This is a genomic window from Amycolatopsis dongchuanensis (genome assembly GCF_039542405.1).
Lineage (GTDB): Bacteria > Actinomycetota > Actinomycetes > Mycobacteriales > Pseudonocardiaceae > Amycolatopsis_E > Amycolatopsis_E sacchari.
In genome coordinates this window covers 51,642-65,999 of sequence record NZ_BAABIB010000108.1, presented here as the reverse complement: position 1 = coordinate 65,999, position 14,358 = coordinate 51,642, and the positions used below count along the sequence as shown (strand labels likewise).

At 71.9% G+C, this 14,358-nt stretch carries 12 protein-coding genes; 4 read left to right on the top strand and 8 right to left on the bottom strand.

The annotated features are described in order from the left end of the window. Positions 1–355: 355 nt before the first annotated feature. Both ABFX51_RS28245 and ABFX51_RS28240 read right to left on the bottom strand, forming a co-directional pair. Positions 356–2,173: an ABC transporter ATP-binding protein gene (locus ABFX51_RS28245; RefSeq protein ID WP_428832507.1), complete on the bottom strand. Its 1,818-nt coding sequence runs from the start codon at positions 2,171–2,173 to the stop codon at positions 356–358. A gap of 59 nt (positions 2,174–2,232) precedes the next feature. Continuing rightward, a complete protein-coding gene (locus ABFX51_RS28240; RefSeq protein WP_346055466.1) occupies positions 2,233–3,966 on the bottom strand; it encodes an ABC transporter ATP-binding protein in 1,734 nt (577 codons plus the stop codon). An 87-nt stretch (positions 3,967–4,053) separates the two neighbouring features. Here ABFX51_RS28240 and ABFX51_RS28235 point away from each other — a divergent pair, with 87 nt between their 5' ends. Further along, positions 4,054–4,743: a TetR/AcrR family transcriptional regulator gene (locus ABFX51_RS28235; RefSeq protein ID WP_346055464.1), complete on the top strand. Its 690-nt coding sequence runs from the start codon at positions 4,054–4,056 to the stop codon at positions 4,741–4,743. Here ABFX51_RS28235 and ABFX51_RS28230 read toward each other — a convergent pair. The 3 genes from ABFX51_RS28230 to ABFX51_RS28220 form a co-directional block, all read right to left on the bottom strand. Further along, positions 4,651–5,118, bottom strand: coding sequence for a DUF4396 domain-containing protein (locus ABFX51_RS28230; RefSeq protein WP_091505785.1), 468 nt, complete (start codon positions 5,116–5,118; stop codon positions 4,651–4,653). The genes ABFX51_RS28235 and ABFX51_RS28230 overlap by 93 nt on opposite strands. A gap of 77 nt (positions 5,119–5,195) precedes the next feature. Next, positions 5,196–8,537, bottom strand: coding sequence for a TM0106 family RecB-like putative nuclease (locus ABFX51_RS28225; protein WP_346055463.1), 3,342 nt, complete (start codon positions 8,535–8,537; stop codon positions 5,196–5,198). A 49-nt stretch (positions 8,538–8,586) separates the two neighbouring features. Next, entirely contained in the window at positions 8,587–9,396 is an 810-nt protein-coding gene (locus tag ABFX51_RS28220) for a CE1 family esterase (RefSeq protein ID WP_091505782.1), read from the bottom strand. Positions 9,397–9,451: 55 nt separating this feature from the next. On the opposite strand from ABFX51_RS28220, the gene ABFX51_RS28215 reads away from it, so the two are divergent. Further along, on the top strand, positions 9,452–10,039 hold the full coding sequence (locus ABFX51_RS28215; protein WP_177228639.1) for a TetR/AcrR family transcriptional regulator: 588 nt from the start codon (positions 9,452–9,454) through the stop codon (positions 10,037–10,039). Between the two features lie 124 nt (positions 10,040–10,163). Beyond that, positions 10,164–10,553, top strand: a complete 390-nt coding sequence (locus tag ABFX51_RS28210; RefSeq protein ID WP_091505778.1) for a DUF427 domain-containing protein — start codon at positions 10,164–10,166, stop codon at positions 10,551–10,553. Position 10,554: 1 nt separating this feature from the next. Here the strand turns inward: ABFX51_RS28210 and ABFX51_RS28205 are convergent, their stop codons facing one another. Next, on the bottom strand, positions 10,555–10,932 hold the full coding sequence (locus ABFX51_RS28205) for a VOC family protein (RefSeq protein ID WP_346055462.1): 378 nt from the start codon (positions 10,930–10,932) through the stop codon (positions 10,555–10,557). Positions 10,933–10,941: 9 nt separating this feature from the next. Continuing rightward, the gene (locus tag ABFX51_RS28200) at positions 10,942–11,841 is read right to left on the bottom strand and encodes an NAD(P)-dependent oxidoreductase (RefSeq protein ID WP_346055461.1); all 900 of its coding nucleotides are present in this window, start codon (positions 11,839–11,841) and stop codon (positions 10,942–10,944) included. A gap of 76 nt (positions 11,842–11,917) precedes the next feature. On the opposite strand from ABFX51_RS28200, the gene ABFX51_RS28195 reads away from it, so the two are divergent. Then, a complete protein-coding gene (locus ABFX51_RS28195; RefSeq protein ID WP_346055460.1) occupies positions 11,918–12,646 on the top strand; it encodes a MerR family transcriptional regulator in 729 nt (242 codons plus the stop codon). On the opposite strand, the gene ABFX51_RS28190 is transcribed toward ABFX51_RS28195, so the two are convergent. Continuing rightward, on the bottom strand, positions 12,632–14,305 hold the full coding sequence (locus tag ABFX51_RS28190; RefSeq protein ID WP_346055458.1) for an alkaline phosphatase family protein: 1,674 nt from the start codon (positions 14,303–14,305) through the stop codon (positions 12,632–12,634). The genes ABFX51_RS28195 and ABFX51_RS28190 overlap by 15 nt on opposite strands. Between the last annotated feature and the right edge of the window lie 53 nt (positions 14,306–14,358).

The following is a 14,358-nucleotide window of genomic DNA, read 5'->3' as shown; positions in this document are numbered from 1 at the left end:
GGGTGGGCGGCCCGCCCGCGCAGGCGAGCGGGGTGGTCGCCGGTGCCGGGCGGTGGCGGTGGCGGGGCGAGCGGGGTTGGCCCGGCTGGGCGAACGGGGCGCCGCCCGGCGGGCCGGTGGCCAGAGCCCGGCGCCGCGCCAGGGCGGGCAGCAGTGGCGGGGCAGGCCCCGCCACGCGGAGTCACCAAGGCCGCGCGGCGGGGCCTGCCCCGCGGAGGTCAGCAGTGGCCAGGGAAGGGCGGCGCGTGGCGTCACCGAGCGGCGGCCAACCCACCGCCCCGCCCCGCGCCCCTGCCCGGCGCCACCACGTGCACGCCGGGCAGGGGCGCGGCCCGTCAGGACGAGGCGAACCCCGTCATCCCGCCGCCTGCGCGAACTGCGCCGAATACAGCCGGTGATAAGCACCCCGCGCCGCCAGCAGCTCCTCGTGCGTGCCCTGCTCGACGATGCGCCCCGACTCCATCACCAGGATCAGGTCCGCGTCGCGGATCGTGGACAGGCGGTGCGCGATCACGAAGCTCGTGCGGGCCGTCCGCAGCGCCGCCATCGCGTGCTGGACCAGCGCCTCCGTACGGGTGTCGACCGAGCTCGTCGCCTCGTCGAGGATCAGCAGCGACGGCGACGCCAGGAACGCCCGCGCGATGGTCAGCAGCTGCTTCTCCCCCGCGCTGACGTTGCTGCCCTCCTCGTCGATCACCGTGTCGTAGCCGTCGGGCAGGGTGCGCACGAACCGGTCCACGAACGCCGCCTTCGCCGCCGCCACGATCTCCTCCTCCGTGGCGCCCGGCTTGCCGTAGGCGATGTTGTCGCGGATCGTGCCGCCGAACAGCCACGTGTCCTGCAGCACCATCCCGATCCGCGACCGCAGGTCCTCGCGGCGCAGCTCGGTGATGTCCACGCCGTCGAGGGTGATGCGCCCCGCGTCCAGCTCGTAGAACCGCATCACGAGGTTGACCAGCGTCGTCTTCCCCGCACCGGTCGGCCCGACGATCGCGACCGTCTGCCCCGGCTCCGCCACCAGCGACAGGTGCTCGATGAGCGGCTGGTCGTCGCGGTAAGAGAAGCTCACGTCCTCGAACTCGACCCGCCCGCGCCGCTCCTCGGGCAGCCGCGCCGGGTCGCGGGGGTCGGGCTCCTGCTCCTCGGCGTCGAGCAGCTCGAACACCCGCTCCGCGGAGGCGACCCCGGACTGCAGCAGGTTCGCCATCGACGCGACCTGCGTCAGCGGCTGCGTGAACTGGCGCGAGTACTGGATGAACGCCTGGACCTCGCCCAGCGACATCGCACCCGACGTGATCCGCAGCCCGCCGACCACCGCCACCACGACGTAGCTGAGGTTGGACAGGAACATCATCGCGGGCATGATCAGCCCCGACACGAACTGCGCGCCCAGCGCCGCGTCGTGCAGGTCGTCGTTGCGGCGGCGGAACTCCGCCTCCGACTCGCGCTGCCTGCCGAACACCTTGACCAGCTGGTGCCCGGTGAACGACTCCTCGATGTGCGCGTTGAGCGCGCCGGTGTGCCGCCACTGCGCGATGAACAGCTTCTGAGAGCGCTTTCCGATCTGCCCCGTGACGAGCACCGACAGCGGGATCACGGCGAGCGCGATGAGCGTCAGCAGCGGGGAGATCGTCAGCATCATCACGATGACGCCGAGCACCGTGAGCAGGGACGTGAGCAGCTGGCTCAGCGTCTGCTGCAAGGTCGACGAGATGTTGTCGATGTCGTTGGTGACACGGGAAAGCAGCTCGCCGCGGGGCTGCCCGTCGAAGTAGCGCAACGGCAGCCGGTGCAGCTTCTCCTCGACGTCGGACCGCAGCCGGAACACCACGCGCTGCACGACGCTGTTGAGCAGACGGCCCTGCAGCAGGCCGAACAGCGAGCCCAGCACGTACAGCACCAGCACCCACATGAGCACCGTGCCCAGCGCGCCGAAGTCGATGCCCGCGCCGGGCACGTGCCGCAGCCGGCCGAGCACGCCGTCGAAGATGACGTCGGTGGCCTCGCCGAGCAGTTTCGGCCCGGCGACGGAGAAGGCCACGCTGACCACACCCAGCGCGACGACGGCCGCGAACGCGAAGCGCTCCGGTTTCAGCCGCTCGGCGAGGCGCCTGGCGGAGGTGCGGAAGTTCTTGGCCTTGCTGACGGGCATCCCCATGCCCATGCCGGGCATCCCGCGCCCGATCGGCCCCGGCTGCGGCCGCGGCGCCGCCGGGCGGTTCTCCGTGGTGGTCACGCCGCCTCCTCAGGCGTCAGCTGGGACTGCACGATCTCCTGGTACGTCGGAGAGGTCGCGAGCAGTTCGCGGTGGGTGCCGGCGGCGACGAGGGAACCGCCGTCCAGCACCAGGATCCGGTCGGCGTCGAGGATCGTGGACACGCGCTGGGCGACCACGAGCACCGCCGCGTCCCGCGTGTGCGGGCGCAGCGCCGCACGCACCGCCGCGTCGGTCGCGAGGTCCAGCGCCGAGAACGAGTCGTCGAACAGGAAGATCTCCGGTTTCCGCACGAGCGCGCGGGCGATGGACAACCGCTGCCGCTGCCCGCCGGAGACGTTCGTGCCGCCCTGCGCGATCGGCGCCTCCAGCCCGCCCGGCATCGCCTCGACGAACTCCCGCGCCTGCGCGATCTCCAGCGCCTCCCACAGTTCCTCGTCCGTGGCGTCCGGGTTGCCGTACCGGAGGTTGGCCGCCACCGTGCCGGTGAACAGGTACGCCTTCTGCGGTACCAGCCCGATCCGCCGCCACAGCACTTCCGGCTCCAGCTCCCGCACGTCGACGCCGTCGACGAGCACCGCGCCCGCCGTCACGTCGATCAGCCGCGCGACGAGCGACAGCAGGGTCGTCTTGCCCGCGCCGGTGCTGCCGATGATCGCCGTCGTGGTGCCGGCCCGCGCGGTGAACGAGATGTCCCGCAGCACCGGCTCGGCCGCACCGGGGTAGCGGAACTCGACCCCGCGGAACTCCAGCTCCGCGTGCGCCCGCAGCTCCCGCACGGGGGCGAGCGGCGGGCTCACCGACGGCTCGGTGCCCAGCACCTCCTGGATGCGCTCGGCGCAGACCGCCGCCCGCGGGATCATGATCGAGATGAACGTCGCCATCATGACGGCCATCAGGATCTGCAGCAGGTAGTTCAGGAACGCCGTGAGCGCGCCGATCTGCATCTGCCCCGCGTCGACGCGGTGCGCGCCGAACCACAGCACCGCCACGCTGGAGGCGTTGAGGACCAGCAGGACCGTCGGGAAGATCAGCGCCTGCAGCTTGCCCACGCGCAGCGCGGTGTCGGTCAGCGTGGAGTTCGCGTCGCCGAAGCGGCGGGTCTCCGCGTCCTCGCGGACGAACGCGCGGACCACGCGGATACCGGTCAGCTGTTCGCGGAGCACGCGGTTGACCTGGTCGATGCGCTCCTGCATGCGGCGGAACTGCGGCACCATGCGGACCACGATCGAGCCGATCGCGATCAGCAGCACGGGCACGCACACCAGCAGCAGCCACGACAGCCCGACGTCCTCGCGCAGCGCGAGGATGATGCCGGCGACGCCCGTGATCGGCGCGATGACGAGCAGGGTGCACACCATCACCACCAGCAGCTGCACCTGCTGCACGTCGTTGGTGGTGCGCGTGATCAGCGACGGGGCGCCGAACTGCGCGACCTCACGCGCGGAGAAGTCGCCGACGCGGGAGAAGATCGCGGCACGCACGTCGCGGCCGAAGCCCATCGCGGCGCGGGCGCTGAAGTAGACGGCACCGGCCGAGCACAGGATCTGCAGCGTCGTGATCGCCAGCATCCAGCCGCCGGTCGACAGGATGTAGCCGGTGTCCCCGCGGACGACGCCGAAGTCGATGATGTCCGCGTTCAGGCTGGGCAGGTACAGCGACGCCACGGTGCCGATCAGCTGCAGCACGATGACGAGCGTGAGCTCCTGCCGGTAGGGGCGCAGGTGGGTGCGCAACAGGCGGATGAGCAACAGGTCCCCCATGGAGAAACCGAACGTATCTAATATGGGCACAGTATCCCAGGAGGATAAGATACGCAACGTATTTTAAGGAGGCCGGTGCCCGAGCCGAAGTCACGCCGCCGGGGCGAGGAGCTCGAACAGGAGATCCTCAACGCCACCTGGGAGGAGCTGACCCAGGTCGGCTACAACGCGCTGACCATCGAAGGCGTCGCGAGGCGGGCCCGCACCAGCAAACCGGTCATCTACCGGCGCTGGCCCAGCCGCGCCGAACTGGTGCTCGCCGCGTGGGCGCAGCAGACGCCGGGCAGGCTCGCGACCCCGCTCGACACCGGCAGCCTGCGCGGGGACCTGTTCGCCCTCTTCCGCCGGGTCGCCGACCGCGCGAACAGCGTGATGACCGAGGTGATCGCGGGCGTGATGGGCGAGGCCTTCCGGCACCCGGAGGTGAGCGAGCTGCTGCACCAGCGGCTCGTCGGGTCCCCACTGGGCGACAAGGTCCGCGAGGTCGTGCGGCGCGCGGCCGGCCGCGGCGAGCTGCCCGAGCTGGAGCTCCCGGCCAGGACGGCGCGGCTGCCGCTCGACCTCATCCGCAACGAGACCCTCCTGTGCCGCGGGCCGATCGGCGACGAGGCGATCACCGCGCTCGTCGACGACGTGTACCTGCCGCTGCTGCACGGCCTCGCGGCGCGGGGCTCAGTGGTACCGGTGCACGACGGCGTGGCCCTTGCCGCGGCCGATCAGCCACTTGTTGACCGGCGTGGTGAGCAGGAACGCCACCACCAGTGAACCGGCCAGCGAGGCCCAGAACAGCACGTCGCCCAGCCCGGCGTCCATCGCGCCCGGCACGGCGACCATGACCGTGTTGTCGAGGACCTCCATCACCGCGATCGACACGGTGTCCGCGGCCAGCGCGACCTTCAGCGCGGTCCGCACGCCGACCCCGGCCCGCAGCACCCCGCGCATCGTCAGGGCGTAGCCGAACACGAACGCCAGCGCGACCGACAGCACCACGGTGGCGGCGCCGTGGAGGTCCGCGGCGGTGCCGATGACCATGCCGAGCACCTCGCCGATGGCGCAGCCGGTCAGGCAGTGCAGGGTCGCCTGCGCCGCGGCGGCCCAGGTCGCCGGATGCGTGCCCGCGTGGTGCGCCGTGTGGTCCATCGGAGCCGCTCCTTCCTATACCCCCTATGGGTATAGGACAGGGTAGCACCGCCCGGCCATCCGCGAGAGCGCCAGGATCACCACTCCCAGCGGCGCGCACCGTCCATCAGGCCGATCACGCCGGAGACGAGCCGCATCTGGTCGACCGTCCGGATGTCCGCCTCCACCAGGTGCGGCGAGCACACCAGCACCGCCACCGCCTGCGCCCGGGACAACGCGACGTTCAGCCGGTTGCGTGAGAGCAGGAAATCCAGTCCCCGCGGGAGGTCCACCGCCGACGACGACGTCATCGTCGCGATCACCACCGGCGCCTCCTGCCCCTGGAAACGGTCCACCGTGCCCACCCGCACGCCCGGGTGCCCCGCCCGCTCCAGCGCCCGCGCCACCACGCGCACCTGCATGTTGTACGGCGCGACGACCAGGATGTCCTCGTCGTCCAGCGGGCGCACACCGTCGTGGTCCGTCCATTTGCGACCGTGCAGCGCCGACACCAGCTCCACCACCGCCGCGGCCTCCTCGACCGAGCGCGTGGTGTTGCCGCGGTGGTCCACCTCCAGCAGGTGCAGCCCGGACGCCACGCCGTCGATGCCGCGCTCGGCCGTGGACGGGTGCGCGTGCAGCCGTCCCGCGTAGGACAGCCGCGACACCGGTGCACACACGTCCGGGTGCATCCGCCGGGTCTGGTCGAGGAAGTAACCCAGCCCTGGCGGGATCACGTCGGCGTCGCCGAGCAGGTGCCCCAGCGCGGACGCCTCCGCGCCCGCCGGGTGCGTGCCCTGCACGACCTGCGGCAGCTGCTGCGGATCGCCCAGCAGCACGAGGTTGCGTGCCGCGGTGGACACGGCCAGCGCGTCGGCGAGCGCGAACTGGCCCGCCTCGTCGACGATCAGCACGTCGAACGGCTCGGCGCGCACCGCCGCGTTCGCGAACGTCCACGCCGTGCCGCCGACGAGGTGCCCGTCCTCGTGCTCGGTGCGCCACCGCACGAGCGCGTCGTTGGTCTTCGGCTGGTCCCACGGCTGTTCGTCACCGGGCTTGCGCGGCCGCTTCGCGCACGGCAGCTCCGGCGCGGTCGCCTTCGCCGCCGCCAGCACGTTTTCCACCGCCTTGTGGCTGTTCGACGTCACCGCGACGGTCCGGCCGGACCGGACGAGGTGCGCGATGAGCCGCCCGGCGAGGTAGGTCTTGCCCGCGCCCGGCGGGCCCTGCACGGCGAGCGCCGAACCGTCGAGCGCGTCCACGGCTTCGATGACGGTGCGCACCAGGTCGTCGCCCGGCTCGGGCAGCGGTCCGCCGCTCCGCAGCCGGGGCGGGATCCGGCGCAGCAGGTCGATCCCGGGGTGCGCGGGCAGGTCCGGCAGCCGGTCGACGACGAACTGCGCGAGTTCGGCGACCGCCTCGTCCTTCGGCGTGGGGCGCACCGGGCTGCCCGGCAGCACCGCCACCGGCCGCTCGTCCGTGGTCTCGCCGACCTGGCAGCTCTCCTCCAGCGTCAGCTCTTCGGCCGTCGCGTCCACGACCCGCGCGTCCCGCGCCTCGGCGCCGTAACGCAACCGGACCTGGTCGCCGGGCGCGAAGGGGTGGGGCCGGTCGGGATCGCACGCGAGGACGAGCGTGCGCTTCGCCTTGCGCTGGCGGCCCGACGGCGGCACCCACTCCCCCGCGTGCACCGACACCGGCACCGCACACGTCTGGTCGGCTTCGAGCTCGGCGAGCGGCGCGGCGAGCTGGCGGAAGAACTCCCACCACGCGGGGTTGGTCTCCCGCCGGTGGTAGCCGACGCACGCCGCGAGCAACGCTGCCGCCTCGTCGCCGGACCCGGTCAGCGCGTCGACCAGGCCGGCGAGGTGGGCGGCGCGCTCGGCCCGGCGCTCGGCGTCGAGCTGCTCGGTGGTGTCCCGCAGCAGAGTGTCCATTTCGGACTCCTCGCGCCGCGGTGGTGGTTCGATGCCCGCTTCCTCGCGGACCCGGTGCAGGAACTCGAACAGGCGCAAGGTCGAGACGCAGTCGTACTCGTTGTAGTCGGAGATACCCCGCAGGACCTCCGCCGCGTGTTCGTCCTCCCCGAGCCGGGTGAGCGTGAGGTACTCCTCGTACGCCTCGATGCTCGACGCCGCCGTCTTCACGTCCCCGTCCCGTGCCTCGGGCATGTAGAGCGGTTCGAGGTACTTGATGGAGTACGACCGCTGCGAGACGCGCAAGGACTTGCGCACCACGGCGTAGAGGTCGACGAGCGCGCCCCGGCGCAGCAGCTCGTCGACGGCTTCCTCACGCGTGCCGTGCAGTGCGGCCAGGCGTTTGAGCGCCGTCGTCTCGTAGGGGGCGTAGTGGTAGATGTGGGCCTCCGGGTCGGCGGCCAGCCGCTCGGTCGCGAAGTCCACGAACCGCTCGAACGCCCGCTTCTCCTCCGCCCGCGAATGCGCCCAGAACGGCGTGAACCCGCCGTCCGGGGTGACAGCACCGAACAGGTACTCCAGACCGGTACCACCCAGCGCGTACGGATCGCCCTCCATGTCGAAGAACACGTCACCCGGGCGCGGCGGTGGCAGTTCGGCCAGCGCCGCCGGTTCGACGATCTCGTAACTGATCTTCCCGGTGACGTCCTGCCGCACCTGGATCGCCGCCTGCGCCCGCAGGGCCGAGAACGTGCGCACGGACATGTCGCGCGGCCGTTCCCCGGCGTCGGCGGTCGCGAGGCGGTCGATCGTGCCGAGCCCGGCCGCGGCGAGCTTGCGCCGCTGGTCCGACCGGATCCCGGCGACGAGCGCGAGATCCCGGTCGGCCTCCCGGCCTTCCGCGCAGTGGCGCGCGAAGGCACACCCCGCGCACGCCGGCCGCTCGTCCGCCCACAGCTTCTCCGGCAGGCGTGCGGGACGGCCGATCAGCTTGGCGCGCAGGCGGTGCAGCAGCGGCAGGAAGTCGTCGACGTGCAGGGTGGCGGTGCCGCCGTCGCCCAGCAGCAGGTGCATGTCCGGTCCCGCGGGCCAGCCCTCTCGGCGCAACGCGTCGGCGTACGCGGCGACCTGCAGCACGGCGGCGGGCCGGGCGTGCCGGGCGAGCTTGGTGTCGTGCACCTCGTAGCGGCCTTGCGCGTCACGCACGAGGAAATCCGCGCGGCCGGTGAACTCGCCGTCGTCGAACACGGCCTGGTAGATGACCGGTGCCCCGGCCTGCAGGGCGTCCGCCGTCGCCGCGGCGGCCTTCGCGCGGTCCCGGAAGTCGATCTCGACGAGTGCCGGGTGCTCCTCGCGGAACCGCGCGAGCGTGGCCTGTTCGTGTGCCTGCCCGTGTTTCACCGCGAGCTGGTCACCGCCGGACTCGGGCCGGGGCGCGCCGGGCAGCCCGGCGGCGAAGGCCTGTTTGAGGATGCTGCGGTGCTCGCATTCGAGCAGGTCGGCGAGGTCCGAGGGCGTGTGCATCGCCGGGGAGTCTGACACGCACCCCGGCGCTGCCCCCGCCAGGACACGCTCAGACCGGCTGGGGAATTCCGAAGAACTCCGCCACAGCGTCGGCCGCCACGAGGTCGCGCGTGCCGCGGCCGAGGACCCTGGCCATCTTCACCGGACCGGGGATCACGTGCCCGCCACCTTCCACCGTGTACAGCGTGACCGGCGGTTTGCCGTCCTCGCGGTAGTCGGTGCGCACGACCGGGCCGTCACCGGAAGTCTTCGGTGCGGCGCTGATCCCGTTGCGTTCGGCGTAGTAGCGGGCGGTTTCGGGTGCGGACAGCCCGCGGCCACGTGGGCGGAAGCCCCACAGGCTCGCCGTTCCGCCGTGGTAGGGCACGAGCCGGTCCTTCGTCCCGTGCACGAGGAGCACCGGCCGCGGCACGGTGGAGTTCTTCGCCGGCGCGAACTCCTCCGGCACGGGCTGGGTCGCCGAAAAGATCGCCGCACCCGCGAGCCGCCCGGGGATCTCGTGCAGCAGGCGGATCACGAGCTGGCCACCGGCGGAGTACCCCACCACGAACACCGGCAGGTCCGTGCCGTGCGCGTCGAGCACGGCTTCGGCGAACGCCACGTCGTCGTAACCCTCACGCCGCGCGGGGAAGTTCGTGGCGGAGCGGGCGTCGTTCCAGTTGCGGCGGTAGCCGTCGAGCGACGCGACGCGCGCGCCCCTCGCGATGAGCGGGTCGAAGTGCGGCCGCATCGCCGCACCCGTCTGGTTCGACCCGTGGAAGAGGAGGACGAGCGCGCGCGGCTCGGCCGGGCCGGCGAGTGTGTAGGTGCGGATCCGGCCCGCCACTTCGATGGTGTGCTCGCTGCTGGAAGGAGTCATGCCAACCGGAACTTGTTCCGATTGGAACCTATTCCGCATTGGTAGACTTCCCGGTGTGACTTCGCCTCTGCGTGCTGACGCCGCCCGCAACCGGGACCTCGTGCTGGCCGCGGCGCGCGAACAGCTCCGGGCCACCGGGGAAACACCGCCGATGAAGGAGCTGGCGCGCCTCGCGGGTGTCGGCGTCGGCACGGTGTACCGCCACTTCCCCACCCAGCAGGCACTGCTGGAAGCCCTGGGCGTCAACGGGATGCGCCGCCTCGTCGCGGCCTGCCGCACCGCCGCCGAAAACCCCGACCCGGTCGCGGGGTTCGAACGCATCACCGAGTACGTGCTGCGCGGGCAGCTGGCCGACCCCGGCGTGGCCGCCGTGCTCGCGGGCGCCGAGCAGTCCGCGTGCGGTGAGGCTTCCCCGCTCGCGGCGCAGCTCGCCGCCGCCGTGCGGCAGGTGCTGTCCCGGGCACGGGCCGCGGGCGCGGTGCGGGCCGGGGTGAGCGCCGACGACATCCGGCGGCTGCTGGTCGGCACCGCGTACGCGCTGCGTCCCGTCGCGGACGAACAGCACATCCGGTTGTACCTGCGGCTGTTCCTGGACGGGCTGAAACCCCGCGGCAAGACCGGCCGGATGGCCGATGCCCGATGAACCACAAGACCGATCCCGGACGGGACGAAAGCGGGCATCGTGAGCGCTGTCCCGCTGTCCCGTCACGAGGAGTTCAGATGGCCGCACACATCTTCATCCGCACCGTCCGCTGAAGGGGTAACCGATGAACCGTCCGCACAAGACTCCGGGCAAGCTGCACCCGATCACGGTGGAGCCCGAACCCGCACGCGTCGTCGTGCGCGCGGGCGGGCGGGTCATCGCCGACACCACGGCCGCACTGACGCTGAAGGAGTCGGTGTACCCCGCGGTGCGCTACATCCCCCTTTCCGACGTCGATCCGGCCGTGCTGCGCCCGAGCACGAAGCAGACGTACTGCCCGTACAAGGGCGACGCGAGCTACTACAGCCTCGTGGTGACACGGCCGGACACCGGCGAAACCGAGGAGCTCACCGACGCGGTGTGGACGTACGAACAGCCGTACCCCGCCGTCGAAGCGATCGCCTCGCACGTCGCCTTCTACCCCGACCAGGTGGAAATCACCGTCGGGGAGTGAACTACCCGTGGTGCACGGCCTCCACGTTGTGCCCGTCCGGGTCACGGAGGAACACGGCGTAGTACCCCGGGTGGTACTCGGGCCACTCCCGGGGCGCGTGCAGCACCTCCACCCCCTCCGCGAGCGCGGCCTCGTGCACCGCGTCCACGGCGGCGCGGTCGGGCGCGCGGAAGGCGACGTGCAGTTCGCGCGCCTCCTCGCGGCCGGCCGAGCTGAGCCAGAACTCCGGCGGGCTTTCGCCGGCCGCGAGGCCGACCACCGTCACATCACCGGCGGGGATGCGCACGGCCTCCCGCATGCCGATGGGCGCGAAGACACGGACGCAGAACGCGAGCGACTTTTCGACGTCGGCCGCCTGAACACCGAGATGATCCAACATGCCCGCAGGCTAACGGCGACCACCGACAATTCCGGCGCGCTCGCCCGTCCTCGCCTCGATCGCCCGCACCACGGCCGCCATGTCGTCGCGGTCGTGGCCCAGCTCGAGCGCCTCCCGGTACAGCTCGTGGCAGACGTCCAGCAGCGGCGCGGCCACCCCTGACTCGCGGGCGGCCTCGGCGATGAGCCGGTTGTTCTCCAGCACGTTCGCGATCGACGCCTGCGGCGAGAAATCCTCACCCGCGAGCTTGCGGCCCTTGAGCCGCGAAACGGCGCTCGCCATCGGCCCGGCTTCGAGCACCGCCAGCACCCGGTCCAGGTCGAGACCGTGCTGCCGCGCGAAATGCAGCGACTCGGCGAGCCCGGTGACCATGGTGATCAGGAACAGGTTCACCGCCAGTTTCGTCAGCAGCGCACCGGGCACGGCGCCACACAGCACGGTTTCCCGGCACATCGGGGCCAGCAGCGGGCGTACCGCCTCGACCACGTCGTCCTCACCCGCCAGCATGGCAACGAGTTCCCCGTCCTGCGCGGGTTTGCGTGAACCGGAAACGGGAGCTTCGACGTAACGGCCTCCGGCGGCGAGCACATCCGCCTCCAACCCGCGCGAGTACGCGGGCGAAGTCGTTCCCATGTGGACGATTGTGTGCCCGGCGACGTACGCACGGAAGGCGGGAGTGCCGCGCTCCAGCACGGCGTCCATCACCGTGTCGTCGGCGAGCATCACGAGCACGACGTCCGCGCGCTCGAACACCCCGGCCGGGGTGTTCGCCACCTCGGCACCCGCCGCCCGCAGCACCTCCGCCTTCGCGGGCGTGCGGTTCCACACCACGAGCGGCACGTCCGCCGCGGCCAGGTTGAGCGCCATCGGCTCGCCCATCAGGCCGAGCCCGAGAAATCCGATCCGCACGAGCGGCAGCGTATATGACAACTGTCATAACCTCAACGCTTGCTCCTCACGCGACGGGAGGTTCTAGCGTCGCCCTGTGCACGAAAACAGTTGGACGGTCGGTGAACTGGCGCGAGCCGCCGGGGTGACGGTGCGGACGTTGCACCACTACGACGAGATCGGGCTGGTGACGGCGAGTGAGCGCACGGCGGCCGGTCACCGGCGGTACACCCGCGAGGACGTGCGGCGGCTGTACCGGGTGCGGACACTGCGCTCCCTCGGCCTGTCGCTGGAGGAGATCGCGGCCGCGCTGGCCGCAGCGCCCGACGACGCGTCGGCACTGCGCCCCCTGCTGACCGCCCAGCTGCGTGCGCTGGAAGAGCAGGCCGAGCGCCTGCGCCACCTCACCGGGCACGTCGCCGGGCTGCTCGACCGCCTCGACGACGCGCCCTTCGACGCCGGACGATTCCTGGAGGTTCTGTCGATGTTCGAAAGCCACTTCACCGAGGCACAGCGCGAACAACTCGCCCGCCGCAGGGCGGAGCTGGGCCCGGAGCGGATCGAAGAGGCCAAATCCCGCTGGGCGGAACTGGTCGGCGAGCTGCTGGGGGACGTCGAGGCGGGCACCCCGGCCGACGATCCGCACGTGCGCGACCTGGTGCGCCAGTGGGACGAGCTGGCGGCGCCGTTCCACGAAACCGAGCAGACCAAGACCGCGGCGCGGCAGCTGTGGCAGGACCACGGCGACGAACTGGCCGCGCCGCTCCCCTGGCCCGCCGACCGGCTACGCGCCCTGATGTCCTATGTGGACTCAGTGCGCGGCTAGCCGGTCACCGAACGCGGAGAGGAACCGGTCGCGGAAGGCGCTCATCGGCCAGACCGGGGCTGTGCGGTCCGGGCGCAGCCCCGGCTGCCAGCCCCAGTCCGAGATCCGGTTCAGCACGGCGGGGTCCTTCGCGACGATCGTGATCGGCACGTCCCGGCTGGCCTGCTCGCTGCCGGTGACCGACGTGTTGGGCTGGTGGTCACCGAGGAAGACCAGCACCAGGTTGTCGTCGCCGTAGGTGCGGACCCACGAAATCAGCGTGTTCAGCGAGTACTGGATCGAATCCCCGTAAGCGGCGCGCACGTTCTCCGGCGACGACCACACGTCCGGGATCTGCTTGCCCTGCGACGGCATCGGCCCGTACACCGAACCGTCGCCCACCGCGGGCCAGCCGACCGTCCTCGGCAGCGGCGCCCACGGCCAGTGGCTGGACACGAGGTCGATCTCGGCCATCAGCGGCGGGTGGTCCGGTTTCGCCAGCTCCAGCTGCTGGAACTTCTCCATCGTGTACTCGTCGGGCATCGTCGCGTAGGAGAAGGCGGGGCCGCGGTAGCCGACGTTGCGCGCGTCGTAGACCTGTTGGTAGCCGTAGAACTTCGCCTCGGTCCAGTCGCGGATGTTCGACGGCACGTCGGCCACCGTGCGCCACCCCGCGCGGCCGAACGCGGACGCCAGCGTCAGCCGGTCACCGTCGACGAGGTTGTCGTACCGCTGCTGGTTGTTCACCCAGGTGCCGGACTGCAGGGTCGCGTGCGCGAGCCAGCTGCCGCCGCCGGTGGTCGAGGAGGTGAGGAAGGCGCTGCGCGAGTCGAACCCGGCCGCCCGCAGCGCGTCGGTCCCGGCGTCGAGGACGGCGTTGACACCCGGGGCGATGTCGGAGTCCTGCACCGCGACCCGGCCGTAGCTCTCCACGAAGGTGAACAGCACGTCCTTCCCGCGCAGGCCGGTCAGCAGCTGCTGCGGCGGCGTGCCGCGAAAGGCGTCCGCGGCGACCTCCTGCGCGAACGCGTGCCGGTCCTTCAGGTCCACGCTCACCTGCCGCACGTCGTGGTACGCCAGGGAAGCCGCGGTGCGGGCCGCGACCGGCTCGCCCTGCTCCACCTGCAGCCCGAACACCGCGCACACGATCCACACCAGTCCGAGTACCGCCGCGGTCCGGCCCGCCGTGCGGCGATGCCCGGCCGTGATGCGGCCCAACCGCACCGCGGCGAGCGCCATCAACGCGACCACGGCGACGGCGAGCAGCCCCACCCCGGCGAACGCGGCCAGTTCCCCGAGCCGCCCGGCGTCGCCGGTGGCCAGTTCGAGCGCGGGCGGCAGGAAACCCCAGTCGAAGACGAGGTTGAACGGCCGGTCGAACGCCACGAAGAAGCCGAGGTTGAGCAGCTTCACCAGTAGCACGAGGCCGAGCCCGGCGCCGAGCACGGCCGCGACGACGCGGCGGGCCCGCGGGGGCAGCACCAGCACGAGCGCCACGCCCGCGATCGCCTCACCGGGGAGGCGCAGGAACGCCCACAGCGAGAACCGGTCCAGCCGGTCCGGCACGATCAGCGCGAACAACACGAGCAGGCAGGCCAGCACCGTGAGCACGACTCTGGTCACCCGGCGCGCCGTGGACGGTTCCGTGGTGGGCTCGGGCGTGCGCGTCAGCAGGGACACAACGCGGATCCTTCCGTAGCGGCCGGTGTCGCACTGCTACACGACGTGCGGCC